Origin of the sequence: Saccharothrix espanaensis DSM 44229 (assembly GCF_000328705.1) — a bacterium.
Classification (GTDB): Bacteria; Actinomycetota; Actinomycetes; order Mycobacteriales; family Pseudonocardiaceae; genus Actinosynnema; species Actinosynnema espanaense.
Genome location: NC_019673.1, coordinates 5,895,275 through 5,919,207, shown reverse-complemented (window position 1 = coordinate 5,919,207; position 23,933 = coordinate 5,895,275). Strand labels below are relative to the sequence as shown.

Sequence of the window (23,933 nt, the reverse complement as noted above, 5' to 3'; positions counted from 1 at the left end):
AGCGGGATTTTCGAGGGGTAGCCCACCCCACATCGGGCGCGTCCCGGATCGCGGTGCAGCGGGACGTTCGACAGTTCTCGATCGGACATGGAGGCTGCCCATGACCCATTCGACCAGAGGGCAGGAAAAGCACGACGAGGTGCGGCGGCGGGGCCGGGGGCTGGGCTGGCTGAGCTTCGCCCTGGGCGTGGTACAGCTCGCAGCACCGGGCACGGTGCGCCGGATCAGCGGCGTGGACGACTCCGCGAGGTCACGAGCGGTGGTGCCGGTCGTCGGAGCGCGGGAGCTGGTCCACGCGGCCGGGCTCCTGACGAGCCGGCGGAAGGGCGCGTGGGCGTGGACCAGGGTCGCGGGCGACGCGATGGACCTGGCCGCGCTCGGGATGGCCCTCGCCCACCGTGGCGGGCACCGTCGACGACGCCTGGTCGGGGTCACCGGTGCCGTAGCCGGGATCACGGCGCTGGACCTGCTGACCGCCGTGCAAGCCACCCGAGCGGCACGCACCAGCTCCGTGCAGGAGGCACGGGGCGTACGCACAGGAGGACCTGTGAAGTTGACGGCAACGACAACCATCCGAAAACCCGCCACGGACGTCTACGCGTTCTGGCGTGACCTGGAAAACCTCCCGACGTTCATGGCGCACCTCGAACAGGTCCGCACCACCGGCGACCGGACGAGCCACTGGTCCGCCAGTGCCCCGTTCGGCAAGGAGGTCGAGTGGGACGCGGAGATCACCGACGAGACGCCCGGCGAGAAGATCTCGTGGCGATCGACGGGGAAAGCCGCCGTGCCGAACGCCGGTGCGGTCCACTTCGTGCCGGCCCCGGACGGCGTGAGCACCGAGGTGCACGTCACCCTGGTGTACGAGGTTCCTGGTGGGGCCATCGGCAAGGCGGTCGCCAAGTACTTCGGCGAGGAACCACACCAGCAGCTCGACGACGAGCTGCGCCGGCTCAAGCAGGTCCTGGAGACCGGCGAGGTGGTCCGTTCCGACGGTGCCCCGTGGGGCAAGCGTGCGCGCAGGGAGTTCCCGCAGCGCCCGGCGCAACCGCTGTCGGAATCCGAGCTCGCGAAGGGAGCTGACGCATGAGGGCGAACACCTGGGCGGGCCGCAACAAGGTCGAGGTCCGCGACGTGCCGGACCCGAAGATCCTGAACAACCGCGATGCCATCGTCCGCATCACCTCCACCGCGATCTGCGGCTCGGACCTGCACCTGGTCGACGGGTACGTGCCCACCATGCAGGACGGCGACGTCCTGGGGCACGAGTTCATGGGCGAGGTGGTCGAGGTGGGACCGGGCGTCGAGCCGGGTCGGCTGCGCGTCGGGGACCGGGTCGTCGTGCCCTTCCCGATCGCCTGCGGCGCGTGCGCCGCCTGCGCCGCCGAGCTGTACTCGTGCTGCGAGAACTCGAACCCCAACGCCGGGATCGCGGAGAAGATGTTCGGGCACCCGGTCGCGGGCATCTTCGGCTACTCCCACCTGACCGGGGGCTTCGCCGGCGGTCAGGCGCAGTACGCGCGGGTGCCGTTCGCCGACGTGAACCCGCTCAAGATCGAGTCGGACCTGACCGACGAGCAGGTGCTGTTCCTCTCCGACATCCTGCCCACCGGCTACATGGGCGCCGAGATGTGCGACATCGAACCCAGCGACGTGGTGGCGGTCTGGGGCGCCGGCCCGGTCGGCCAGTTCGCCATGGACAGCGCCCGGGTCCTCGGCGCCGCGCAGGTCATCGCCATCGACAAGGAGCCCTACCGGCTGGAGCTGGCGGAACGGGCGGGCCACACGCCGGTGAACTTCGAGGAGGTCGACGTGCGCTCCCGGCTGCTGGAACTGACCGGCGGGCGCGGACCGGACAAGTGCATCGACGCGGTCGGTCTGGAAGCCAGCCACGGCAGCGCGCACATCGCCGCGTACGACCGGGTCAAGCAGGCCGTTCGCTCGGAGACCGAACGCCCCCACGCGCTGCGCCAGGCGATCCTGTCGTGTCGCAGCGGCGGCGTGGTGTCGGTGATCGGCGTGTACGGCGGCCTGGTGGACAAGTTCCCGGCCGGCGCGTGGATGAACCGGTCGCTGACCCTGCGGACCGGGCAGTGCCACGTGCAGCGCTACATGAAGCCGCTGCTGCAACGCATCGAACGCGGGGAGATCGACCCGACCCGGATCATCACCCACACCCTGCCGCTCGACGAGGCGGAACGCGGTTTCGACATCTTCAAGAACAAGCAGGACAACTGCGAGAAGGTCGTCCTCAAACCCTGATGCCACCCGCGTCCGGCCTTCGCGGGAGCGCGGACCGCGCTGCGAGACCGCCGGGCCGGATGGGTTCGGCCGGTACCTCCCGTGGAAGCCGGCGAGCGCCGACAAGCGAGGTGGACCACATGGGTGCGCCCCACCAGGTGACCGTGGGAGTGCTGGCCGACGAAGGGCTGCCCGAGCGGGTGATCACGACGATCGCCGACGACCTGCCCGACACCTTCGCCGCCCGGGTGAGCGGACGGGCGCGGTGGCGGGTGGAGCACGAGGTGGACCGGCTGCCGCTGGACGACGACGGTGACATCCCGATGCGCGCGCTGTCGCAGGAACACCGGCAGGACCGGGGCTGGGACGTGCTGGTCCTGGTCACCGACCTGCCCCGGCGCGCGGGGACGCAACCCGTGGTCGCCGGGGTCGACGTCGAGCACGGTGTCGCGATGATCTCGCTGCCCGCGCTCGGTGCGGTGATGGTCGGGCGTCGGACACGGGCGTTGCTGGTCCACGTGGTGCGCCAACTGGTGTCGCGGCAGCTCGGGATCGCCGGGGACCGCGACGGCGGGGGAGTGGTGGCGCGCGTGCGTGAGGCGCTGGCTCCCACCCAGCGGATTTCCGGTGGTCCCGAGTCGCCCGTGACCCGTCTCGCCCTGGTCGGGCTGCGTGGCCGGCTGCGCCTGCTGGCGGGGATGGTGCGGGACAACCGTCCGTGGCGGCTCGTCCCGCACCTCGCGGGTGCCACCGCGGCCGCGGCCGGGACCGCCGCCTACGGCATCATCACCAGTTCGTTCTGGAAGCTCGCGGACGCGCTGCCCCCGTTGCGGCTGGCGGCGATCACGGTGGTCACCGTACTGGTCATGACGGTGTGGTTGACGGTGCGCAACCACCTCTGGGATCGGCCGTCCGAGACCGCCGAGCGACGCAAAATGTTGCTGTACAACGTTTCCACGGCAACCACGCTGGCGATCGGGGTGGCCTGCATGTACGCGATCCTGTTCGTGCTCGCGCTGCTCGCGGCGGCCGTTTTGATCGACAGCGGTTACTTCGAACAGACGTTGGGCCACCCGGTTGGTGCGGGTTCGTACCTGAAGCTGGTGTGGTTGTGCAGTTCTGTCGGCATCGTCGCCGGTGCGCTCGGGTCGAGCCTGGAAGACGAGGAGACCGTCCGCGACGCGACCTACGGTCGGCGCGAGCGGGAACGCCAGGAGCGAAGCCGGCATCGGCGGGAACGCCGGAGGTCCACGGACAGCGACAGTTCCACGCAGAACGCGCCTGGGCACGGGTACCGGTAGTCGGTCGGAACCGGTCAGGCACCGTTCCGCGCGCAAGCCGCCGAGTATCTGCACCCGGTGATGTGGTGTCCACCGCCGGCGGTGAGACCCAGGCGCGCGACCACGACCTCGAAAAGGCCGGCACCTTCACGGTGGACGAACTGGTCGGTGACGTGTCGGTCGACGACTACGAGGTGTTGCCGCTGCCAGGGGGACGGTGAACCCGGACAAGTTGCGGATGGAACCCGCCGCGGTGCGGTTCGTCCCGGTCCGATGCGCCGGGATCCGGCAGTGGCGGCATGTGACCCACGTCATACTCTGTGTCGATTGTCGGCAATCGACAGTCGGCATAGCGTCGGGGGATCCCAGTGCGAGGAGAGCGACGTGGACAAGTTGCGGGTTGCTGTGGTCGGGGCGGGGCGGTGGGCTCGGCGGGCGCACCTGCCGGGGTGGTCGCGTGATCCTCGGGTCGAGGTGGTCGCGCTGGTCGACAGCGATCCGGTGGCCCTGGGTGAGGCCGCGCGGCTGTTCGGGGTTGGGCGGACCTTCGAGGACTACCGGCAGGTGCTGGACGACCCGACGGTCGACGTGGTCGACGTCGCCACGGCCAACACCGCGCACTTCGAGGTCTCGGCGGCGGCGATCGCGGCGGGCAAGCACGTGTTGTGCGAGAAGCCGGTGCACCGGGACTACCGGGAGACCCAGCGGCTCGCCGAGGCTGCCGCGTCCCGGGGGCTCAAGACCAAGCTGGGGTTCACGTTCCGGTACGCGCCGGCGGTTCTCCACGCCAAGAGCCTCATCGACGCCGGGTTCGTCGGCACGCCGTACCTGTTCAACGGGTTCGAGCAGAACAGCCAGTGGATCGACCCCGCCACGCCGATGCGCCAGGTCGACCCCGACGCCGACCCCGCCGTGATCGCCACCTCGTCCATCGAGGGTTATGGCGCGCCGATCATCGACATCATGCACTGGTGGGCCGGGGCGCGGTTGACCTCCGTGGTGGGCACGATGCGCAACTTCGTGCCGGAGCGCGTGGTCCTCGCCACGGGGCGCAGCCAGCGGCTCAACATCGATGACGGCGACATGTGGATCTGCGAGTTCGACAACGACCTGGTCGCCTCGATCCAGTCCTCGTACGTGGCAGTGGGTGCCCTGCCGGGGATCGAGGCGCGGTTCTACGGTTCGGAGGGCGCGGTGATCGTGCGGTTGGCGCAGGAGTCCGGTGGCTGCCAGACGATCCGCACGGCGACCAAGGACGAGCCCGAGTTCGTGGAGCGGGAGATCCCGGCCCGGTTCTTCCCGCCGGGCGCGACGTCCGCGGAGGCATGGGACTCGTTGTTCTACGCCAACCTGTGCGCCGACTTCACCACCGAGATCCTGGACGGCGGCGCGACGAACCAGGGTGATTTCGCGCAGGGCGCGCTGGTGCAGGAGACGATCAACGCGTTCGAGGCGTCGTTCCGCCGACGCGCGTGGGTCGACCTGCCGTTGGGTGGCGTGGCGTGAGCCCGCACGGGTGGGGCGCGATGGCCGAGGACGCCGCGGCCCGCGCGGTCGTGGAGGTGGCGCTGGACGCGGTTGACGGGCGAGCCGAGTATGCCGACGTGCGGCTGGTGGAGGCCGAGGAACTGCGGGCGTACCGGCAGGCGGGCGCGGATCCGGACGTGCGGGTCGAGCACACGCTGGGCATCGGGGTCCGGGTGCTGGTCGACGGTGTGTGGGGGTTCGCCGCCCGCCCGCTGGCCGACAGCGCCGACGCCGCGACCGCCGCACGTCGGGCGCACGCGCTGGCCGTGGCGGCGAGGGGTGCGTCCGAGCCGGTCCGCCTGCCGGAACTCGACGCGCACAGCGGGAGCTACCGGACGGTGGTGGAACTCGACCCGTTCGCCACCGCCGAGAGCGTCCGGCAGGCGCTGCTCGGCGCGGCGCTGGACGCGGCGTCCGCGCCGCGCGAGGTGGTCTCGGCGCAGGCGGGCGTCAACGCCAAGCGGCAGCACCGGCACTTCGGCAACTCGGCGGGTTCCCGTCAGCACCAGCACTTCCTGGAGTCCGGCGTGCTGGTGGTGGCCACCGCCGCCGGGCACGGCGACGTGCAGCGGCGCAGCTACCCGAACTCGTTCCACGGCGACACGGGCGCGGCCGGGTGGGAGTTCGTGCTCGGCCGGGACCTGGTGGCGAACGCGGCACGGGTGGGGGAGGAGGCGGTGGCGCTGCTCACCGCGCCCGTCGCGCCCTCGGGCACCGCCGACGTCGTGGTGGGCAGCCAGCAGATGTCGTTGCAGATCCACGAGTCCGCCGGGCACGCGCTGGAACTGGACCGGATGATCGGCGACGAGGCCAACTTCGCGGGCACCTCGTTCATCGGCGTGGACGACATCGGTTCGCTGCGCTACGGGTCGCCCGCCGTGACCATCACCAGCGACCCGACCGTGCCCGGCACGCGCGGCAGCTTCGCGTTCGACGACGAGGGCACGCCGGCGCGTCGGCACACGCTGGTGGATCGCGGGATCGTGCGCAACACGCTGTCCACATTGGACTCCGCGGCGCGGACGGGCGCGACCCTGACGGGGGCGGCGCGGTCGGACGGCTGGGCCTGGACGCCGGTCTGCTTCGCCACCCACGTCTACCTCGAACCCGGCGAGGGCACGCTGGACGAGTTGTGCGACCGGCTCGGCGAGGGCTTCTACGCCGAGGACAACCGGTCGTGGTCCATCGACGAGCGGCGGCTCGACTTCCAGTTCGGCACCGAGGTGGCCTACGAGGTGCGCGGCGGGAAGCGGGGGCGGCTGCTGAAGAACTTCTCCTACGGCGGGATCACGCCCCGGTTCTGGGGTTCGGTCGAGGCGGTGGCCGACGACCTGCGGATCTTCGGCTACCCGTGCGGCAAGGGCGAACCCAAGCAGTGGAGCTTCCTCAGCCACGGCGCGCCGTCCACGCTCGTGCGCGGCGTCCGGATCGGGGTGGCGTGATGGGGTTCGCCGCGCCCGTCGACCCCGACCGCGCCACCGGGCTGCTGGCCGACGCCGTCCGCGCGGCCGGGGCCGACCACGTCGAGGCCGCGCTGCTGGCGCGGGCCGGGGAGTACACCCGGTTCGCGGGCGAGCGCGTCCACCAGCCGCAGGACGTCACCGAACAGCAGGTCGTGGTGCGGGCCGTGGTGGACGGGCACGCCGCGCGGGTCGCGACCGGCGCCCTGGACCGGGTGCCCGACGCGGTCCGCCGCGCCGCCGCGCTCGCCCGCGACCTCGCCCGCACGGCCGCCGCGCCCGGCTCGGCCCGGCCGGCGGCCCCGGTCTCCGACGACCACCTCCTGTGGCACGACGACACCGCCGCGTTCGACGCCCCGGCCCGGATCGCGATCGCCGCCGAGGCGATGACCCGGGCACGCCGGGCCGGCTGCACCGCGGCGGGCATGGTCGGCCGGGCGGTGACCCAACTCGCGGTCGCCTCCAGCACCGGCGCGCTGCGGCACGTCGTGGCGACCGAGGCGACCGGCAGTCTCACGGTGGGCGACGGGGACGGCTCGGCGCACTGGGCGAACCTGCACCGGTCGCGGGACGCGCTGGGCCTGGACGCCGGGACCGTGGCGGACACCGTCGCCCGCGCCGTGCGGAGCCGTGGCCGGGAACCGCTGCCCGACGGCATTTACACCGTGGTGCTCGGCCCCGAGGCCACCGGCGAGCTGCTCGGGTTCCTGGGCGTGCTCGGTTTCGACGGCGGCCTGGCGGAGGCGGGCGTCGGCGCGGCGACCGCACCGGGCCGGCGGGTGGCCTCGGACCTGGTCACGGTCGCCGACGACGCGTCCTACCCGTTCGGGCTGCCCGTGCCGTTCGACGTGCTCGGCACGACCAAGTCGGTGGTGCCGCTGATCACCGCCGGACTCGTCGGCGCGCCCGTCACCGACCGCACCGGCCACGCCCACGTGGCGCGCGAAGCCGTGCCGTCGCCGGTCGCGGCGAACGTCGTGATGGCGCCCGGCACGCACGGCGACCTGGTTGCCGGGGTGGAGAACGGCCTCTACGTCGAGCGGTTCTGGTACACGCGGCTGGTCGACCGGCAGGCGGGCACGATCACCGGGGTGAGCCGGGACGCCTGCTTCCGGATCGCGGACGGCGAGCTGGGCGACCCCGTGCGGGGAGCCAGGTTCACCCAGTCCGTGTTCGATCTACTGTCCACTGTGGACGGAGTGGGCGACGAGCTGCGCGCCCAGCCGGTCATGAACGTGTGGAACGGGGCGGTCACCGCGCCGGCGATCCGCGCGCACGGCTTCCGGTTCGGTCCCCGGTGACCCCGCGCACCAACGCCGACCGGCTGCCCGCCCAGATGCTGCTGGGCGAGGTCTGCCCGCCCACGGGCGACCGGTTCGGCTACCGGGTCGACGGCGACGGCACGGCGTTCCTGCTGCCCGGCATGGGCGGGGTGACCCTCGGCGTGCGCGTCGGCGACCCGGCCACCGGCCACGCCGCCGACCACCTCGAACCAGGCCTGTCCGTGTGGCACCCCGACCCGGCCGCCAACCACGCCCTCCAGTACCTGACCTGCGTGGGCAACGAGGTCACCGTCCTCGGCGCACGGCGGCCGACGGGCCGCGTGTACGGCCAGCACGCCTACGTGCTGGTCGACCTCGCCGAGTCCGACGCCGTCGACGTCGCACCGGGGGACCGGGTGGCGATCCGCGCCCGCGGTCAAGGGCTGCGGCTGCTCGACCACCCCGACGTCGTGGTGAAGAACCTCGACCCCGACCTGCTGCCCCGCCTGCCCGTCGCGACCGCCCCGGACGGCCGGTTGCGGGTGTCCGTGGCGGCCCGGATCGCGCCTGCGGCGGTCGGCGCGGGCACCGGCATGGCCTCGGAGTACGCCAACACCGACCTGATGGGCGTCCGGTCCGGCCGGATCGGCGACCTGGTCGCGCTGGAGGACCAGGACCACCGGTTCGGCCGCGGGTACCGCGCCGGCTACCTGGCGGTCGGCGCGCTCAGCACCGGCGACTGCCGGCTGTTCGGCCACGGACCGGGCCCCACCACCCTGTTCACCGGCCCGATCGAGGCGTTCGACCTGGTCGACGACCTGGGAGCGAACATCGGGGCCGGCTGGTGAGCGCCCTGGTGCGGACCATGCTGCTCGGCGTGGTGGAGACCCCTCGGCTCGGCCCCGCGCCGTACCTGGTCGACCGCGACGGCACGCCTTACGTGCCCACCGCGACCGGCGGCGTGGTGCTGGGCCTGCGGCTGGGCGACGGCGTGTTCGACGTCGACGGCGACCACGCCGCCCCCGGCGTCACCCTCGTGCACCCCGACCCGGCGGCCTGCCACGCGCTGACCGCGTTCGCCTGCCTGGGCAACGAGGCCGTCGTGCGCACGGGCGACGCGCGCGGCGCCACCGGCCGGGTGCTGGGCAAACGCGACGGTAGGGTGATCGCGGTGTTCCCACAGGACGTGTTGGCCCGCATGCTGCCCGACGACCGGGTGGCGATCCGCGCGCACGGCCAGGGCGCCCCCGCCCGGGGTGCCACCACCGTGCTGAACATCGACCCCGCCGTGCTCGCGGCACTGGACGTCGGATCGGTGCGCGCCCGCGTGCCCTCGCACCTGGTGGGCAACGGGTTCGGCCGCCCCGCGCACCAGTGGGACCTCGACGTGCAGGTCGACCGGGCGGACGCGGCACCCTGGCGGCTGGGTGATCTGCTGTGCCTCGACGACGTGGACGTCCGGCACAACGCGGGACGCAGGGAGGGGTGGCTGACCATGGCGGTGGTGGTCCACGCGGCCAGCCCGCTGCCCGGCCACGGCCCCGGCGCGATGCCGATCCTGTGCGGACCCGCGACGGACTTCGACGTGCACGTGGACCCGACCGGCCACGTGGGAGTGACACCGCGACTGCTGGGATGCCCCGATGCCTGACCTCGACGCCGGCTCACTGCCCGACCGGGTGCACCGCCTGCTGCGCACCCGCATCCTCAACAACGAACTGGCGGCCGGCACCCGACTGCTGGAAGTGCCGATCGCGGAGGAACTGGGCGTCAGCCGCACCACCCTGCGGCTCGCGCTCACCAGACTGGCCGACGAGGGCCTGATCGAGATCAGCCCGCGCCGCCACAGCATCGTGACCCGGCTGTCCCACGACGACATCCAGGACGCCTGCTACGCCCGTTACGTGCTGGAGGAAGGCGCGGTGCGGGCGGTGCTCGCGCACGGCACCGCCGACCTCGTGGACCCCCTCACCGACCTGGTCGACCGGATGGACCACGCCGCCCGCGCCGGCGACCTCGCCGCCGTGGTCGACCTCGACACGGCCTTCCACGGCCGACTGGTCGCCGCCGCGCGCAAACCCCGGCTCGCGAAGCTGTTCGCGGGCATGGACGCCCAGATGGGCGCGGTCATGCGCTCCTCGCTGGAAGAACAGCACCTCGCCCTGACCGACATGCCCGCCCTGCACCGCGACCTCGTGGACGCTCTCGCGGGCGGCGACCCGACGACCGTGGCGACCACCCTGTACCGGCACTACCTGCGCGACGACTACGTCCTCTAGCCGCTGTCCAAGCGGACGAACAGAAAGGGAAATATCGTCATCGGCCGGGAATCGCCCGGTCCGTTTCCGTACGGATCAACTCCGTAGCGAATCAGGTGGATCGTCCAATTTCGTGGCACCACGGGATATCGACGCCGCCCGGCGGGTGACAGCGGCTGCCGCCCGATCTTCTTGTCGCCCGACCACTGGGGCTGATCAGCAGAAGTACTGCGCCAGCACGTATCCGGAGTAGGGAGAATTGATCTGCCACCACACCCCGTCGCGGTGGTCGATCACGTTGACGCTCTGGTTCAGGTACACGAGCCGCCCTGTCGGGCTTCCGCCGACGGTGTATCGCACGTCAACGTCGTTCGCGTAGCACACTGTGCGGGCTTCCTGCGCGCGGACGGCCTCTGCGGAAGCCGTCCCGACCCCGGTCGTCCCGATGGTCAGTGCCGCCAGCGCCGAGGCCGCGGCAATGAGGGCCTTCACCCTTGTCATCGTTCATTCCTTCCGGTCTGGCCCAAGTCGTTTCGACTGCAGACCCGGTTGGGACCTGTCGCTGGTGAACGCTAAGACCATCCGACCGACAGTTCAGCCGCCGATCGAGTAGATTCCCGACGTCGGCCACGAAAAGTCGAAGGTGTACCGCAGAAGTGCGGGACACCTTCGCCCGCCGTATTCCGGAGAGGGCTTCTTCTCGTGCATGTTTCCAGGCGGGTGTCGACGTGAATGTCTCTCGATTGTTCACCGGTCGATCGACACACGCGTGCGTCACGTCTCCTCTCGTAGTGCGCACGGCGGTCTCCCACCCGGGCAGCGCTTCGCCGCGCCTGCGGCTCTAGTAACCCAGTTCGGGGCGGTAGAGGTTGTGCAGGGGTTTGCCGTCTAGCCAGCGCCGGAGGTTGTCGCAGAAGATGTCGGTGATCAGGGCGTTCTCGTTGGCCGCCGTCGACGCCGAGTGCGGTGAGATCAGGACGTTGGGCAGGTCCCACAGCGGTGAGTCGTCGGGCAGGGGTTCTACTGTGGCGACGTCGAGGACCGCGCCGCGCAGGGTGCCGGCGGCGAGTGCACGGGCCAGCGGGGTCTCGTCCACGACTTGGCCGCGGGCGATGTTCACCAGCACGGCGTGGGGTTTGAGCGCGGCCAGTTCGGCCGCGCCGAGCAGGCCCTCGGTCTGCGGTGTCAGCGGGCAGGCCAGCACGACGGCGTCCACGGTCGGCAGGACCGACCCGATCTCGTCGAACCGCACCACTTCGGAGACGCCGGGTGCGCCGGGGGTGCCGCCGGGTCGGATCGCGCCGACGACCTCGACGCCGAGGCCGGCCAGCACGGTCGCGGTGTGCCGGCCGACGGCGCCCAGTCCGACGACCAGGACGCGTTGTCCGGACAGCGTCCGGCTGGTGTAGCGGGTCCAGCGGTGTCCGGCCTGCCACTCCTTGAGCTGCGGCACGTCCTTGACGAAGTGCAGCAGCCCGGTGAGCACGAACTCGGCCAGCGGCACCGCGTGCACCCCGGCGGCGGTGGTGACCACCACCTTGGACAGGTCCAGCGGGAACCGGTCGGTGAGCCTGCCCAGGCCCGCGCTGGTGCCTTGCACCCACCGCAACCTCGGGAAGTTCTCGTTGATCTCGGCGGGCGCGCGCCGGTCGAAGTCGAACGCGACCTCGGCGGTCGAGGTGAGCGCGGCCCACCGCTGCCGCTGTTCGGCGGTCAGCTCCGGCAGCACGCCCACGTGGTCGCCCTCGTAGCGCGGCACCGGCAGCAGGTCGGGCTCGTAGAGCACCTCCACCCGGGGGCCGACGGCCGCGATGCGCGCCACCAGGTCGGGCTCCAGCGGCGAGCAGATCACCACCCGGGTCACCGGGCCACCTCCGTCGCGGCGTGGTTGAGCGCGTCCACGACGCGGTCCAGCGCGGCGGACCACCCGGTCTCCTCCCGGGCGTAGCAGACCCGGAACCGGCCGTGGCCCGACGGGCCGAACTGGTAGCCGGGGCTGACGATCACCCCGGCGCGCTGCTGCACCACTTTCGCGACCTCCACGTCGTTCATCCCCAATGCCGACACGTCGGGCCAAAGGTAGGCGGTGCCCGCGCCGGGCCGCACGACCAGCCCTTCGACCCGGCGCAGCCGCTCGGCCGTCAGCTCCCGCAGCGCGCGCAGCTCGGCGACGCGGGTGCGCACGAACTCCACGTCGTCGACCAGCCACCGGGTCAGCACGTGCTGGGAGTAGGCGGGCGCGCGCAGGCACGAGATCGCCATGACCTGCTCGATGGCGTCCATCACGTCGGCGGGGCCGACCGCGACGCCGACGCGGTAGCCGCTCAGCGATTCGGTCTTGGACCCGCCGAGCAGGGTCACGGTCCGCCGCGCCATCCCGGGCTGCGCCGCGAGGTGGGTGTACGGGTTGTCGTCGTAGACCAGGCGGCAGTACAGCTCGTCCACGACGACCAGCACATCGTGCCGCACGGCGAGAGCGGCCAGTCCGCGCACGGTCTCGGGCGTGTACACGGTCCCGGTGGGGTTGTTCGGGTTGGAGGTGAGGACGAGGGTGACGCCCTCGCCGATCACGGCCTCCTCCAGCGCCGCCAGGTCCAGCTGCGGACCGGTGGGGTGTTCGACCATGCCCACGCGGACCACGCGCGCGCCCAGGAACCGCAGCATCCGCTCCACGAACAGGTATTCGGGGTCGGCCAGCGCGACCACGTCACCGGGGTCGACCAGGGCGCTCAGGGTGGCGAACAGGCCGCCCTGGGTGCCGGTGGTGATCACGATCTCGCGGTCCGGGTCGACGTCGATCCCGAGCAGGCCCGACACCGATCGCGCGCACGCCGCCCGCACGGCGGCGTTGCCCCGGTAGCCGGTGTAGGCCAGTTCGCCGTCGTTCGCGGCGTCGGTGAACGCGGCCAGCGCCCACGGCGGCGGGGGGAAGCGGACCGTGTCGAAGTGCGTGGTGTCCAGCAGTCCGTGCCCGGCGCCGTCCAACCGCAGCTCCAGGTCCGCCTCCCGGACCGACGTGCCGAGCGTGTCCGCCCGCTCCGGCAGGTGCGTGCGCAGCACCCGCCGCGATGCGACGGGGTGACGGCGTGCCGCCATGTCGGTGTCTCCCTCTGCTGTCTGGTTCACGCCGGGTCGGCCGGGATGGCCGACCCGGGACAGTTCGTCGGCGCCGGCGAGATCCGCCGGCCGGCCACGCCGATGTCGAGCGGTACCAGGTCCGCGCCGGTCGCACCGCGCGGGCCCGGCCGACGCCCCGGGCCGCGTCGGTGGCCGGCGCGACCCGGCCCGCTCACCGCCCGCTCCAGTGGCAGGCCACGCCGTCGAGCAGCGCGGGCGTCTCGCCGGAGCAGCGGGAGCGTTGCGCGTCGGTGAGCCCGTCCAGGTAGAGCGGGCAGCGGGTGCGGAATCGGCATCCCGACGGGGGGTTCGCCGGGCTGGGCACGTCGCCGGTCAGCACGATCCGCTCGCGGGCGCGTTCCTTGCGCGGGTCGGGCAGCGGCACGGCCGAGACCAGTGCCCGGGTGTAGGGGTGGCGGGGGTGGTCGAACACGGTGTCGCGGTCGCCGGTCTCCACCACGCGGCCGAGGTAGAGCACGGCGACCCGGTCGGCGATGTGCCGCACCACCGACAGGTCGTGGGCGATGAACAGGTAGGCCAGGCCGAGCGCGTCCTGAAGATCCTCCAGCAGGTTGATCACGTCGGCCTGCACGGACACGTCCAGCGCGGACACCGGTTCGTCGAGCACCAGCACGCGGGGGCGCAGCGCCAGGGCGCGGGCGATGCCGATGCGCTGGCGCTGGCCGCCGGAGAACTCGTGCGGGTAGCGCTCGGAGCGCGCGCCGGACAGCCCGACCGAGGCCAGCAGCTCCAGCGCCCTGGTCCGGGCCGCGCGGCGGCTCGTGCCGTTGACCCGCAGCGGTTCCGCGACGAGGTCGGCGGCGGTCATCCGGGGGTCGAGCGAGTTCATCGGGTCCTGGAACACGATCTGGAGGTCCCGGGCGTGGCCGCGCGGCGACAGCGGCCGGCCGTCGAGCAGCACCTCGCCGCCGGTCGGCTCCTCCAGCGACATCAGCAGCTTCGCGATGGTCGACTTGCCGGAGCCGGACTCGCCGACCAGCCCGAGGGTCTCGCCGGCGGACAGGTCGAACGACACGTCGCACACCGCGTGCAGTTCACCCCGACCGCGCCGGAAGAATCCCGTGCCGCGCACCGCGTAGTGCTTCACCAGGCCCGACGCGGCGACGATCGGCGTCGACGGCCCGTCCGCGACGACGTCGGAGGCAGGGGACGCGGCAGTGGGCGGGGCAGTGGGCGGGGCAGTGGGCGGGGGAGTGGGCGCGGTGCGGGGGGTGAAGACGTCCTGGGGTCGTTTGCCGGCCAGTTCCGCGCTGAAGTGGCACGCGGCCAGGTGCTCGCCCTCGACCGGTGCCAGCGGCGGCTCGTCGGTGCGGCACAGGTCGCGGGCCAGCGGGCAGCGCGGCGCGAACGCGCACCCGGTGATCGGCCGGTCCAGCGGGGGCGGGGTGCCGGCGATGGGGGTCAGCCGGGTGTCCTCGCGGCCGTCGAGGCGGGGCAGGCTGCCCAGCAGCCCCAGCGTGTAGGGCATCCGGGGCGAGTAGAAGACCTCCTCGACCGTGCCGGACTCCACGACCTTGCCCGCGTACATCACCACCACCCGGTCGGCCTGCCCGGCGACCACGCCGAGGTCGTGGGTGATGAGCACGGTCGCGGCGCCGGTCTGCTCGCGGGCGGTGCGCAGCGCGTCGAGCACCTGGGCCTGGATGGTCACGTCGAGCGCGGTGGTCGGCTCGTCGGCGATGATCACGTCCGGGTCGTCGGCCATCGCGATGGCGATGACCACGCGCTGCCGCATCCCGCCGGAGAACTCGTGCGGGTAGTCCCCGGCCCGGTCCGCCGCGTTGGGGATGCCGACCAGGTCCAGCAGGGCGACCGCGCGTTCGACGGCCTGCTCGCGGTCCAGCCGCGGGTGGTGCGCCCGCACGGCCTCGGCGACCTGGAAGCCCACCGAGTACACCGGGTTGAGCGCCGAGAGCGGGTCCTGGAACACCATCGCGACCGACTTGCCGCGCACCGAGTTCATCTCCTCGTCGGTCAGCCCGACCAGTTCCCGGTCGCGGAACCGGACCGACCCGCCGACCCGCGCGCCGGGCGGCAGCAGGCCCATCACGGCGAGCGCGGTGGCGGACTTGCCGCACCCGGACTCGCCGACCACGCCCAGCACCTCGCCGGCCCGCAACGACCAGGACACCCCGCGCACGGCGGTGACCTGCCCGCGCTCGTCGGGGAACGCGACGGTGAGGTCGCGGATGCCGAGCACTTCGGTGGTGGTCGCCGTCGTCATCGCCTGCTCCGTGACCTGGTGTTGTCGAAGGCGTCGCGCAGCCCGTCGCCGATGAAGTTGACCGACAGGGCGATGACCACGATGAACAGGCCGGGGAAGTAGAACAGCCACGGCCGGGTGGACACCGCGGTCTGGTTCTGGCTGACCAGCAGCCCCAACGAGGTGTCCGGCGGGCGCACGCCGAACCCGATGAACGACAGCGCCGTCTCGGCCAGGATCGCGACCGCGACGATGATCGTCACGGCGACGATGATCGTGCCCATGGCGTTGGGCAGCACGTGCCGGAAGATGATCCGCCAGGAGCCCGCGCCGAACGTGCGCGCGGCGGCGATGAACTCCCGCTCGCGCAGCGACAGCACCAGCCCGCGCACCAGCCGTGCCACGTAGGGCCAGGTGAGGGCGGCCAGCACCAGCCCGATCAGCAACCAGCCCTGGCTGGTCGCGCCGACGTTGTTCGCCAGCACCGCGGCCACCGCGATCGCCGGGAAGATCAGCACCAGGTCGGCCAGGCGCATCATCAGCGTGTCGACCTTGCCGCCGTGCAGCCCGGCCACCGCGCCCCACACGCTGCCGAACACCCCGGAGACCGCCGCCACGAACAGCGCGATCTCGATCGAGCGCTGCGTGCCGCGCAGCACCTGCGCCAGCAGGTCGTAGCCGGTGGCGTCGGTGCCGAACGGGTGCTCGGCCGACGGCGGCTGCGAGTTGTCCGGGGTGAACACGTCGTACCGGTAGTGCCACAGTTCGCCGCCCACGAAGGCGAGCAGCACCAGCAGCACGAACACGACCAGGCTGGCCGTCGCGAGCCGGTGGCGCAGGAACCGGCGCACCACCAGCCGCCACCGGGGCGTCGCCACCGGGGCCCCGCCGTCGGCGGCGGGCGTCTGCGCGATCTCAACCAAGGCGGACCCTCCTGTCCAGCACGGCGTAGAGCAGGTCGGCGATGAGGTTGCACACCACGACGATCACCGACACCAGCAGCAGCCAGGCCATGACGGCGTAGATGTCCTTGTCCCGCACCGCGGACAGCAGGAACGAGCCCATGCCGCGCCACTGGAACACGGTCTCGGTGATCACCGCGCCGGAGAACAGCACGGCCAGGTCCAGCGCCACGACCGTGGTCAGCGGCACGAGCGCGGTGCGCAGCGCGTGCCGCACCAGCACCGTGCGCCGCTTGATCCCCTTGGCGCGGGCCAGGCGCACGTAGTCGCTTTGCTGCACCTCGATCATCGACGAGCGCACGAACCGGCTCCACGGCGCGAACGACGTCATGGCCAGCACGATCGTCGGCAGCACCAAGTGCCCGAGCACGTCGAGCACCGCGGGCCAGAACCCCGACGGCGGTGGGATCGACGCGTCCCCGACCGTGTAGACCAGGGTGGTCCCGGTGGCCTGGTTCACCTCGATCGCCTGCTGCTTCAACAGGACCGCGAACCAGAACGCGGGCATCGACAGCAGCAGGAACCCGAGCGCGGTGAACGCGTAGTCCACCGCGGAGTACCGCTTGACCGCGCTGACCACGCCGATCACCAACGCCAGCAGCAGCGCCACCAGCACGGCGAGCGTGACCAGCCGGGCCGACACCAGCAGCCTCGGCCAGATCTCCGCGCCGATGTCGATCCGCTTGACCGACGGGCCCCAGTCGCCGTGCAGGATCCCGGTCAGCCAGTGCCAGTAGCGTTCGAGCAGGGGCTGGTCGAGCCGCATCCGGTGCGCCTCGGCGTCCAGGACCGCCTGCGGCACCGGCGGTTGCTTGGCCTTCAGGTCGCCCAGCGGGTCACCCGACGCGCTGACCATCACGAACGTCACGAACGAGCCGACCAGCACGATCGGTATCGTGTGCAGCAACCGCCGCAGCACGTAAGCCAACATCGCTGCCTGCCTTCCCCTGGCGGCGCGGGCGTCGAGCCCGCGCCGCGGCCCGTCATCCGGCGATGCCCCACTGCCCGGCGTTGTAGGGCGGCCCGTTGTAGGTGCCGTTGGCCCGGACGTTGACCAGGTTCGCCTTGTAGGCCAGCAGGTCCGGCACCTGGTAGAGCGGCAGGATGTAGGCGTCCTCGGTCAGCTGCGCGTCGACCGCGTTGAGGTGCTCGGCCACCTCGGCCTCGTCGGTGGCACCGAGCGCCTTGGTGAGCAGCTCGTCCACGACGGGGCTGGAGTAGCCGCCGAAGTTGAGCCCCGCCTTGGTCTTGAACGCCTGGGAGTACTGGGAGGCCACGAAGGTCTGCCCGATCCAGCCCATCGCGAACAGGTCGAAGTCCTTGCCGGCCTGGTGGGTCACGGTCGCGCCGATCGAGTCGGTGGTCTGCACGTCGACCGTCACGCCGAGCTGCTTGGCCGAGTCGGCGAACAGTTGGCACACCGTCTGGAGGATCTGGTTGTTCTGGATGTAGCGCATGGTCAGCGTCGGCACCGGCGTGCCCTGCGGGTCGATCAGCTTGTCGCCGTCGACCTTGTAGCCGGCCTCGGTGAGGATGGACTTGGCCTTGGCGATGTCGCCGGTGCCCAACGTGCCGAGGTTGTCCTTGTACCCGGGCTGTTGCGGGACGTAGATCCGGTTGCGCAGCGGGGTGGCGTCGGAGGAGAACTGGCCGACGGTCTTGCCGATGGTCTGCCCGACGTCCATGGCGGTGAACAACGCCTTGCGCAGCGCCGGGTCGCGCATGGCCGGGTTGTTCAGGTTGGGCAGCACCATCTGCTTGCGCAGGCCCTGCACGAGCTGGTACTTCACGTCGCCCAGCGCCTGCACGTTGCGCAGCAGGTCGACCTGGGGGTCCGGGTTGATGATCTGGACCTCGCCGTTCTGCAACGCCGGCACCTCCTGCGAGGTGTCGGTGACGACCCGGAACACCAGGCGCTCCAACGTGACCGGCGCGCCCCACCACTTCGGGTTGGGCACCAGCGTCGCGGCCTGGTTGGTCTCCCAGGAGGCGAACATGAACGGGCCGCCGGACCAGTCGGGGAACGAGTCCTGGTAGCGGAACCCTTCGTTGAACGACTTGGCCAGACCTTCCGGGGTGCCGTCGTCGCCGAGCTTGCGGGCCACGTGCGCGGGCAGGATCGGCCCGAACAGCGACTTCCAGTCGCCGAAGGGCCGGCTGAACGTGACGGTGACCGTGCGCCCGTCGTCGGTGCCGGTCAGCGAGGTGATGTCCTCGTAACCCATGGTGTGGGCGGCCTCGCACGTCGGGCAGGTGGCGGGGGTCGACGCGCGGCGGACGTAGTCGAAGTCGGCCGCGGTGATCGGCGTGCCGTCGTTCCACACGGCCTTCGGGTTGATCCGGTAGACCAGGGTCTGCGGCGACTCGCTGGTCTGCTCGGCGCTGACCAGCAGGTCCTTGTTCAGCTCGACGGTCTTGAGGTCGGGCAGGGTGACGAACGCGGCGGGGTCGTAGACGTCGGCGACCAGCTGGGTGGCCACGCCGATGTCCGCGCCCAGCGGGTTCCAGTTGACGATGTTGCGCTCCAGGACGTAGGTGATCGTCCCGCCCTGCTTCGCGGTGCCGGTGTTGACCGTGTTGGCGTCCCCCCGCACCAGGTTGGTGGTGTCCCCGCCGGACGGCGAGCCGGCCGTGCAGGCGGACACCGCCAGGGCGACGGCGAGCACGCCGGACATCCTTCGACGATTCATGCGCTGCTCCAGAACTTTTCGTGCGGTGGCCCCCGACGCGGTTACCAGAGTGAACAGGCGGGCCCTCGGGAGTGGCAAGCAACAATCGTTTAACGGCCCCTTTAATCCTTGCTAAACTGCCGATGAGCTGGGCGGACGGGGTTAAGCAAAGGTAATTGACGGCGTCCCGTAACTCTGTCTTGTGCTTCCCGGGCCGGTCTGCGCAGAATTCGCGCACCGAATATCGCCAGCGCGCCGGACCAGAGGGAGCGGATATGCCGACACTCGCCGAAACGATCCAGTGGAGCGATCACCCGGTCGCGTCGTCACTGGCCTACGGCTCCGTCGACGTGCGGATCGGGACCGCGGGGGAGGGCGGTCCGGTGGGGTTGCTCGTGGCGAGCGTGCACGGCGACGAAGGGCCCTGGGGCACGCTCGCGGTCAACCGGCTGCTGTCCTCCGTGCGGCAGGAGGAACTGCTCGGCACGCTGCGGGTGGTGCCCGTCGCGCACCCGCTGGCCACCGAGGCCGACGCCCGGCAGACCCACCTGGACCTGCTCGACCTCAACAGCAGCTTCCCCGGCGACCCGGCGGGCTCGCACACCCAGCGGCTGGCCGCCGTGCTGGCCGAGCACGCCGTCGACGGCGCCGACGTCGTCCTGGACGTGCACGGCGGCGGGAGCTGGAACATCAACTGCTTCACCTACCGGTTCCCCGGCAGCGAGCACCTGGCCGAGTGGATGGGCACCCCGCTCATCCTCGACGGCCCCGACCGCGCCTCCAGCCTCACCGGGCACGCCCGCGCCCAGGGCGCCGTCGCGGTGTGGATCGAGGCCGGCGGGCGCGGCGAGTTCGAGGAGGACCGCGCCGCCGCCGTCACCCGCGGCCTGCGCCGGGCGCTGGGCAAGGCGGGCGTGCTGACCGAGGCCGACCTGCCCGACGAGCCGGGCACCGCGGCCACCGGCAAGGTGGCGCTGTCGACCTCCCGGCCGGGCGTCTACCAACCGGTGCTGCGGGAAGCCGCCCTCGGCACCGTGGTGGGCCGCGACACCGTCCTGGGCCACCTGCTCGACCCGGTGACCAGCGAGGTCGTGGAGACCTTCCGCGCCCCGTTCCCGCGCACCGCGCTCGCCCTGCTGCGCCCCACCCTGGCCCGGATCGAGTCACCCGGCCAGGTCGTCGCCCTGGTCGCCGAGATCGTCGAGGAGTCCGCACGATGACCCACCCCACCGGCCGCTTCGCCCTCGTCGCCGGCAACGCCGAAGACCTCGGCCACGCCGTCGCCCGCGAACTGGCCGCCGCCGGCATGACCGTCGCGGTGCTGTGCGACCAGGCCGACGCGGTGCGCGCGCTGGCCGACGAACTGCCGTCCGTGCACGCGTTCACCACCGACTTCACCGACCCGCACGTCCTGCGCGCCCGCGCCGAGGAGGTCCTGGAGCGGTTCGGGACGCCCCGGCTGCTCGTGCACAACTCGGCGGTGTTCCGCGAAACCCCCGTGCTGGAACTCGACGGGGCGGCGTTCGCCGCCGAGGTCGACAGCATCCTGCAAAGCGCGTTCGTGCTGTCGAAGGCCGTGTGGCCCGGCATGGTCGCGGCACGCGACGGCAGCATCGTGTTCGTCTCGTCGGGCTCGGCGCTGTCCGGGTTCGCGAACGAGGCCGCCTACGTGGCCGGCAAGCACGGCCAGGAAGGACTGATGAAAGTGCTCGCCCTGGAAGGAAAAGACCACAACGTCGCCGTCAACACCATCACCCTCGGCGCGCCCGTGGACGGCCCGCTGGCCTACACCTACACCGACGCCCAGCGCGCCGTGATGGTGCCGCCGTCCCGGCTCGCGCCCGCGTTCGCCTTCCTGGCCGGCATCGACGCGGACTTCGCCTCCGGGCACCGGTTCAACGCCTTCCAGCTCTCCGAGGCGATCCGGGTCACCGCGGCCGGGGCGTCCTCGTGATCGCCGTCGACGGCAAGGTGGCGTTCCTGACCGGTGCCGCCGAAGGACTCGGCCGGGAGATCGCCCGCGAGCTCGTCACCGCCGGGATGCGCGTGGCGCTGATGGACGTGCAGGGCGGGAAACTGGCCGCTCTCACCGAAGAACTGCGCGCGGCGGGCGCGGACGTGCTGCCGCTCGTGGTCGACCTCGCCGACCCGGCCGCCACGCGGGACGCGACGGAGACGGCGTTGGCCCACTACGGCCCGCCCCGGGCGTTGATCCACAACGCCGCCGTGCTCAAGGAGGTGTCCATGCTGGACGTCACCTTCGAGGACTGGCGGCGCGAGGTCGACATCATCCTCGGCGCGGCCTACGTGCTCACCAAGACCGTGTGGCCGCACCTGGTCGCGGCGCGCGACGGCAGCATCGTGTTCCTGTCCTCGGGGTCGGCGCTGTCCGGGTTCGTCAAGGAAACCGCCTACACCCCGGGGAAGCACGCCCAGGAAGGGCTGATGAAGGTGCTCGCCCTGGAAGGCCGCGAGCACAACGTCGCGGTCAACACGATGTCCACCGGGCGGCCCATCGACACCCCCATGTCCGACTCCCACTACACCGACGAGATGCGGATCGGGATCGTGCCGCCCGCACGGCTCGCGCCCGCGTTCGCGTTCCTCGCGGGCATCGACGCCGACTTCGCCACCGGGCAGCGGTTCAACGCCTTCCAGGTGTCCTCGGCGATCCTGGCGGCCCGCCGGTGATCCCGCCCGCCGGGCACTACCGGCCGTTCGTGCGCGCGGGCGACACCGTCTACGTGTCCGGCCAGGTGCCACGCCTGCCCGACGGCTCCTACCGGCCCGCCGACGTGGCCACCGAGACCGCGCTCGCCCTGCGCAACCTCGCCGCGGTCGTCGCGGCGGCGGGCGGCGACCGCACCTGCGTGGTGAAGGTGACCGCCTACCTGGCCGACGTCGCCGACTTCGCCGAGTTCGACCACGCGTACGCCGCGCACTTCGGCGACTGGAAACCGGCGCGCACGACGGTCGTGGCCGGGCTGCGCTCGGTCAAGGTGGAGGTGGACGCCGTGCTGCACCTCCCCGCCACCGGCGGTGACGGCGAGTGACAGTGGTGGTGTCGCGGCGGTGTCGTGCCAGGATGGCGGCACTGGACGGACACCGGGAGTGAGGTGACGCCGACGTGCTGACGGTGAGCCTGGCGGGGCTGCGCGCGATCGAGGCCCTCGCCGTGCACGGATCGATGACCGCCGCCGCCAGCGCGCTCGGCTACACCCCGTCCGCCATCTCCCAGCAGATCGCCAGGCTCAGCCGCGACGTCCACCAGCAGCTCGTCGAGCACCAGGCGGGCCGGACCACCCTGACCCCGGCCGGCCGCGTCCTGGCCGAGTCGGCCAGCCGGATCGTGGTCGAACTGGAGAGCATGAGCGCCGAGCTCCAGGCGCAGAGCGACACCGTCACCGGCACCCTCACCGTCGCCGCCTTCCCCACCGCCACGCGCGGCGTGCTGCCCGGCGCGACCGAGGAGCTGACGCGCGCCTGGCCGGACCTGTCGCTGCGGCTGATCGAGGCCGACTCGCACCGGGCGGTCGAACTGGTCGCCCGGGGCACGGCGGACCTGGCCGTGGCGCACGACTGGATGGCCATCCCGCTGACCCTGCCCGAGGGACTCCAGGCCAGGCACCTGGGCGACGACCTGTCCGACGTGCTCGCCCACCACACCCACCCGCTGGTCGGGCGGGCGTCGGTGGACCTGGACGAGCTGCGCGGCGACCGGTGGCTCTACGAACCCGGCTCGGTGGCGCACGACTTCCTGCTCAACGCCTTCCAGCACACCCCGAACCCGACCCGGTTCACCCACATCGTCACCGAGTACGCGAGCCAGATCGGACTCGTCGGCGTCGGCCTCGGCCTGGCCCTGGTCCCGCGCATGGGCCGAGGCCCGCTCCCGCCGTCGGTCCGGGTGCTCCCGGTGACGGCCCCGCCCCTGCGCCGCATCTACGGCGTCTGGCGCACCCCGACCGGCCGCCGTCCCGCCCTGACCGCCGCTCTGGCGGTCCTCGAAACCGTGTGCGCACGCCTGGAACAGGACACCTGACCGACGCCCGCACGACGATCGCCGGAAGCCGGCGCGGACGAGGTGACGACGCCCTGTCCGGGAGCTTGGTCGGGTGCTCACCACGGGATGACGTCGTCCAGGGAGTTCGGCCCGCGGAAGACGCCGGTGGGGCCGTCGGCGGAGATCGTCGAGAGGAGTACCGGGACGACCGCGCCATCGGCTGTGGAGCGGTCGCCGCGCGGGAACGTCGCAGCGGCGTTCTGGTCGGTCGGCACCAGACCGGGACTGGCGGCGTTGACCTTGATCCCGTCCGCGCGCAGGGCGTTGGCGTAGATCAGGGTCACGGCGTTGAGCGCGGCCTTGGACGAGCTGTACGCGAGGAAGCCCTGAGCCGGGAGAGGGCTCTCCGGGTCGCTCAGCAGGGTGAGCGACCCGAGCCCGCTGGACATGTTGACGACGCGCGGGTTGGGGGAGCGACGCAGCAGCGGCAAACAGGCCGATGTCACCGTGACGACGCCGAAGACGTTGACCTCGAACACCTCGCGAAGGTGCGCGGCCGTGATGTCGGTGGTCCGGACGTCCCACTCGACCATGATCCCGGCGTTGTTGACCAGCACGTCCAGCCGTCCGGTCGCGGCCTCGATCGTCGTGACGGCCGCCCGGACGGATGCCACGTCGCCGACGTCGAGCCGCACGAACCGGATGTCCAACCCGTTGCCGCGCCCGCCGGACTTGGCGGTCCGCGCCGCACCGTCCGGCGCGCTCGTCAGCTCCTCGACGGCGCAGTGGCCACGCTCCGGATCGCGCGCTCCGAGGTAGACGGTGAAGCCCTGTCCGGCGAGTCGGCGGACCACCTCCCGGCCGATGCCCTTGTTGCCGCCGGTGACGAGGGCTACTTCGTTCGCGTTCATGTCGCCACTCCAGCCGACG

23 protein-coding genes are annotated in these 23,933 nt (G+C 72.0%); 15 read left to right on the top strand and 8 right to left on the bottom strand.

Translation table 11 applies throughout. The annotated features are described in order from the left end of the window. Positions 1-100 precede the first annotated feature (100 nt). From BN6_RS25590 to BN6_RS25545, 10 genes are all read left to right on the top strand, one after another. Positions 101-1,090, top strand: coding sequence for an SRPBCC family protein (locus BN6_RS25590; protein ID WP_015102670.1), 990 nt, complete (start codon positions 101-103; stop codon positions 1,088-1,090). Beyond that, on the top strand, positions 1,087-2,262 hold the full coding sequence (locus BN6_RS25585; protein ID WP_015102669.1) for a zinc-dependent alcohol dehydrogenase: 1,176 nt from the start codon (positions 1,087-1,089) through the stop codon (positions 2,260-2,262). Before BN6_RS25590 ends, BN6_RS25585 begins: the two co-directional genes overlap by 4 nt. A gap of 119 nt (positions 2,263-2,381) precedes the next feature. Continuing rightward, positions 2,382-3,542, top strand: coding sequence for a hypothetical protein (locus BN6_RS25580; protein ID WP_015102668.1), 1,161 nt, complete (start codon positions 2,382-2,384; stop codon positions 3,540-3,542). Between the two features lie 65 nt (positions 3,543-3,607). Beyond that, entirely contained in the window at positions 3,608-3,742 is a 135-nt protein-coding gene (locus BN6_RS25575) for a type 1 glutamine amidotransferase family protein (RefSeq protein WP_197540188.1), read from the top strand. Between the two features lie 163 nt (positions 3,743-3,905). Beyond that, on the top strand, positions 3,906-5,027 hold the full coding sequence (locus BN6_RS25570; protein ID WP_015102666.1) for a Gfo/Idh/MocA family protein: 1,122 nt from the start codon (positions 3,906-3,908) through the stop codon (positions 5,025-5,027). After that, positions 5,024-6,490, top strand: coding sequence for a TldD/PmbA family protein (locus BN6_RS25565; protein ID WP_148303010.1), 1,467 nt, complete (start codon positions 5,024-5,026; stop codon positions 6,488-6,490). The genes BN6_RS25570 and BN6_RS25565 overlap by 4 nt, the downstream gene beginning before the upstream one ends. After that, positions 6,490-7,809: a TldD/PmbA family protein gene (locus tag BN6_RS25560; RefSeq protein ID WP_015102664.1), complete on the top strand. Its 1,320-nt coding sequence runs from the start codon at positions 6,490-6,492 to the stop codon at positions 7,807-7,809. Before BN6_RS25565 ends, BN6_RS25560 begins: the two co-directional genes overlap by 1 nt. Next, positions 7,806-8,618 (top strand): DUF4438 family protein, encoded by an 813-nt coding sequence (locus tag BN6_RS25555; RefSeq protein WP_015102663.1) that lies wholly within the window; start codon positions 7,806-7,808, stop codon positions 8,616-8,618. The genes BN6_RS25560 and BN6_RS25555 overlap by 4 nt, the downstream gene beginning before the upstream one ends. Further along, the gene (locus tag BN6_RS25550; RefSeq protein ID WP_015102662.1) at positions 8,615-9,421 is read left to right on the top strand and encodes a DUF4438 family protein; all 807 of its coding nucleotides are present in this window, start codon (positions 8,615-8,617) and stop codon (positions 9,419-9,421) included. Before BN6_RS25555 ends, BN6_RS25550 begins: the two co-directional genes overlap by 4 nt. After that, a complete protein-coding gene (locus tag BN6_RS25545) occupies positions 9,414-10,049 on the top strand; it encodes a GntR family transcriptional regulator (RefSeq protein WP_015102661.1) in 636 nt (211 codons plus the stop codon). The genes BN6_RS25550 and BN6_RS25545 overlap by 8 nt, the downstream gene beginning before the upstream one ends. Positions 10,050-10,244: 195 nt before the next feature. Here the strand turns inward: BN6_RS25545 and BN6_RS25540 are convergent, their stop codons facing one another. The 7 genes from BN6_RS25540 to BN6_RS25510 form a co-directional block, all read right to left on the bottom strand. Next, positions 10,245-10,529, bottom strand: coding sequence for a hypothetical protein (locus BN6_RS25540; protein WP_015102660.1), 285 nt, complete (start codon positions 10,527-10,529; stop codon positions 10,245-10,247). A 340-nt stretch (positions 10,530-10,869) separates the two neighbouring features. Continuing rightward, complete coding sequence (locus BN6_RS25535) at positions 10,870-11,892, bottom strand: D-2-hydroxyacid dehydrogenase (protein ID WP_041314000.1); 1,023 nt, start codon at positions 11,890-11,892, stop codon at positions 10,870-10,872. After that, on the bottom strand, positions 11,889-13,124 hold the full coding sequence (locus BN6_RS25530; protein WP_015102658.1) for a pyridoxal phosphate-dependent aminotransferase: 1,236 nt from the start codon (positions 13,122-13,124) through the stop codon (positions 11,889-11,891). The genes BN6_RS25535 and BN6_RS25530 overlap by 4 nt, the downstream gene beginning before the upstream one ends. Positions 13,125-13,317: 193 nt before the next feature. Next, positions 13,318-15,390 (bottom strand): dipeptide ABC transporter ATP-binding protein, encoded by a 2,073-nt coding sequence (locus BN6_RS25525; RefSeq protein WP_015102657.1) that lies wholly within the window; start codon positions 15,388-15,390, stop codon positions 13,318-13,320. Further along, positions 15,387-16,283 carry an ABC transporter permease gene (locus BN6_RS25520; protein WP_408005341.1) on the bottom strand — a complete coding sequence of 299 codons (897 nt, stop codon included), beginning with the start codon at positions 16,281-16,283 and terminating at the stop codon, positions 15,387-15,389. The genes BN6_RS25525 and BN6_RS25520 overlap by 4 nt, the downstream gene beginning before the upstream one ends. A 1-nt stretch (position 16,284) precedes the next feature. Further along, on the bottom strand, positions 16,285-17,262 hold the full coding sequence (locus BN6_RS25515) for an ABC transporter permease (RefSeq protein ID WP_015102655.1): 978 nt from the start codon (positions 17,260-17,262) through the stop codon (positions 16,285-16,287). A gap of 52 nt (positions 17,263-17,314) precedes the next feature. Further along, on the bottom strand, positions 17,315-19,021 hold the full coding sequence (locus tag BN6_RS25510; protein WP_015102654.1) for an ABC transporter family substrate-binding protein: 1,707 nt from the start codon (positions 19,019-19,021) through the stop codon (positions 17,315-17,317). A gap of 254 nt (positions 19,022-19,275) precedes the next feature. On the opposite strand from BN6_RS25510, the gene BN6_RS25505 reads away from it, so the two are divergent. The 5 genes from BN6_RS25505 to BN6_RS25485 all read left to right on the top strand — a co-directional run bounded on the left by BN6_RS25505 (position 19,276) and on the right by BN6_RS25485 (position 23,042). Beyond that, positions 19,276-20,220, top strand: a complete 945-nt coding sequence (locus BN6_RS25505; protein WP_015102653.1) for a succinylglutamate desuccinylase/aspartoacylase family protein — start codon at positions 19,276-19,278, stop codon at positions 20,218-20,220. Beyond that, a complete protein-coding gene (locus tag BN6_RS25500; RefSeq protein WP_015102652.1) occupies positions 20,217-20,954 on the top strand; it encodes an SDR family NAD(P)-dependent oxidoreductase in 738 nt (245 codons plus the stop codon). Before BN6_RS25505 ends, BN6_RS25500 begins: the two co-directional genes overlap by 4 nt. Continuing rightward, positions 20,951-21,691, top strand: a complete 741-nt coding sequence (locus BN6_RS25495; protein ID WP_015102651.1) for an SDR family NAD(P)-dependent oxidoreductase — start codon at positions 20,951-20,953, stop codon at positions 21,689-21,691. The genes BN6_RS25500 and BN6_RS25495 overlap by 4 nt, the downstream gene beginning before the upstream one ends. After that, positions 21,688-22,053, top strand: a complete 366-nt coding sequence (locus tag BN6_RS25490) for a RidA family protein (protein ID WP_015102650.1) — start codon at positions 21,688-21,690, stop codon at positions 22,051-22,053. The genes BN6_RS25495 and BN6_RS25490 overlap by 4 nt, the downstream gene beginning before the upstream one ends. A gap of 74 nt (positions 22,054-22,127) precedes the next feature. After that, entirely contained in the window at positions 22,128-23,042 is a 915-nt protein-coding gene (locus BN6_RS25485) for a LysR family transcriptional regulator (protein ID WP_015102649.1), read from the top strand. A 77-nt stretch (positions 23,043-23,119) separates the two neighbouring features. On the opposite strand, the gene BN6_RS25480 is transcribed toward BN6_RS25485, so the two are convergent. Further along, on the bottom strand, positions 23,120-23,914 hold the full coding sequence (locus BN6_RS25480; protein ID WP_015102648.1) for an SDR family NAD(P)-dependent oxidoreductase: 795 nt from the start codon (positions 23,912-23,914) through the stop codon (positions 23,120-23,122). Positions 23,915-23,933: the final 19 nt, after the last annotated feature.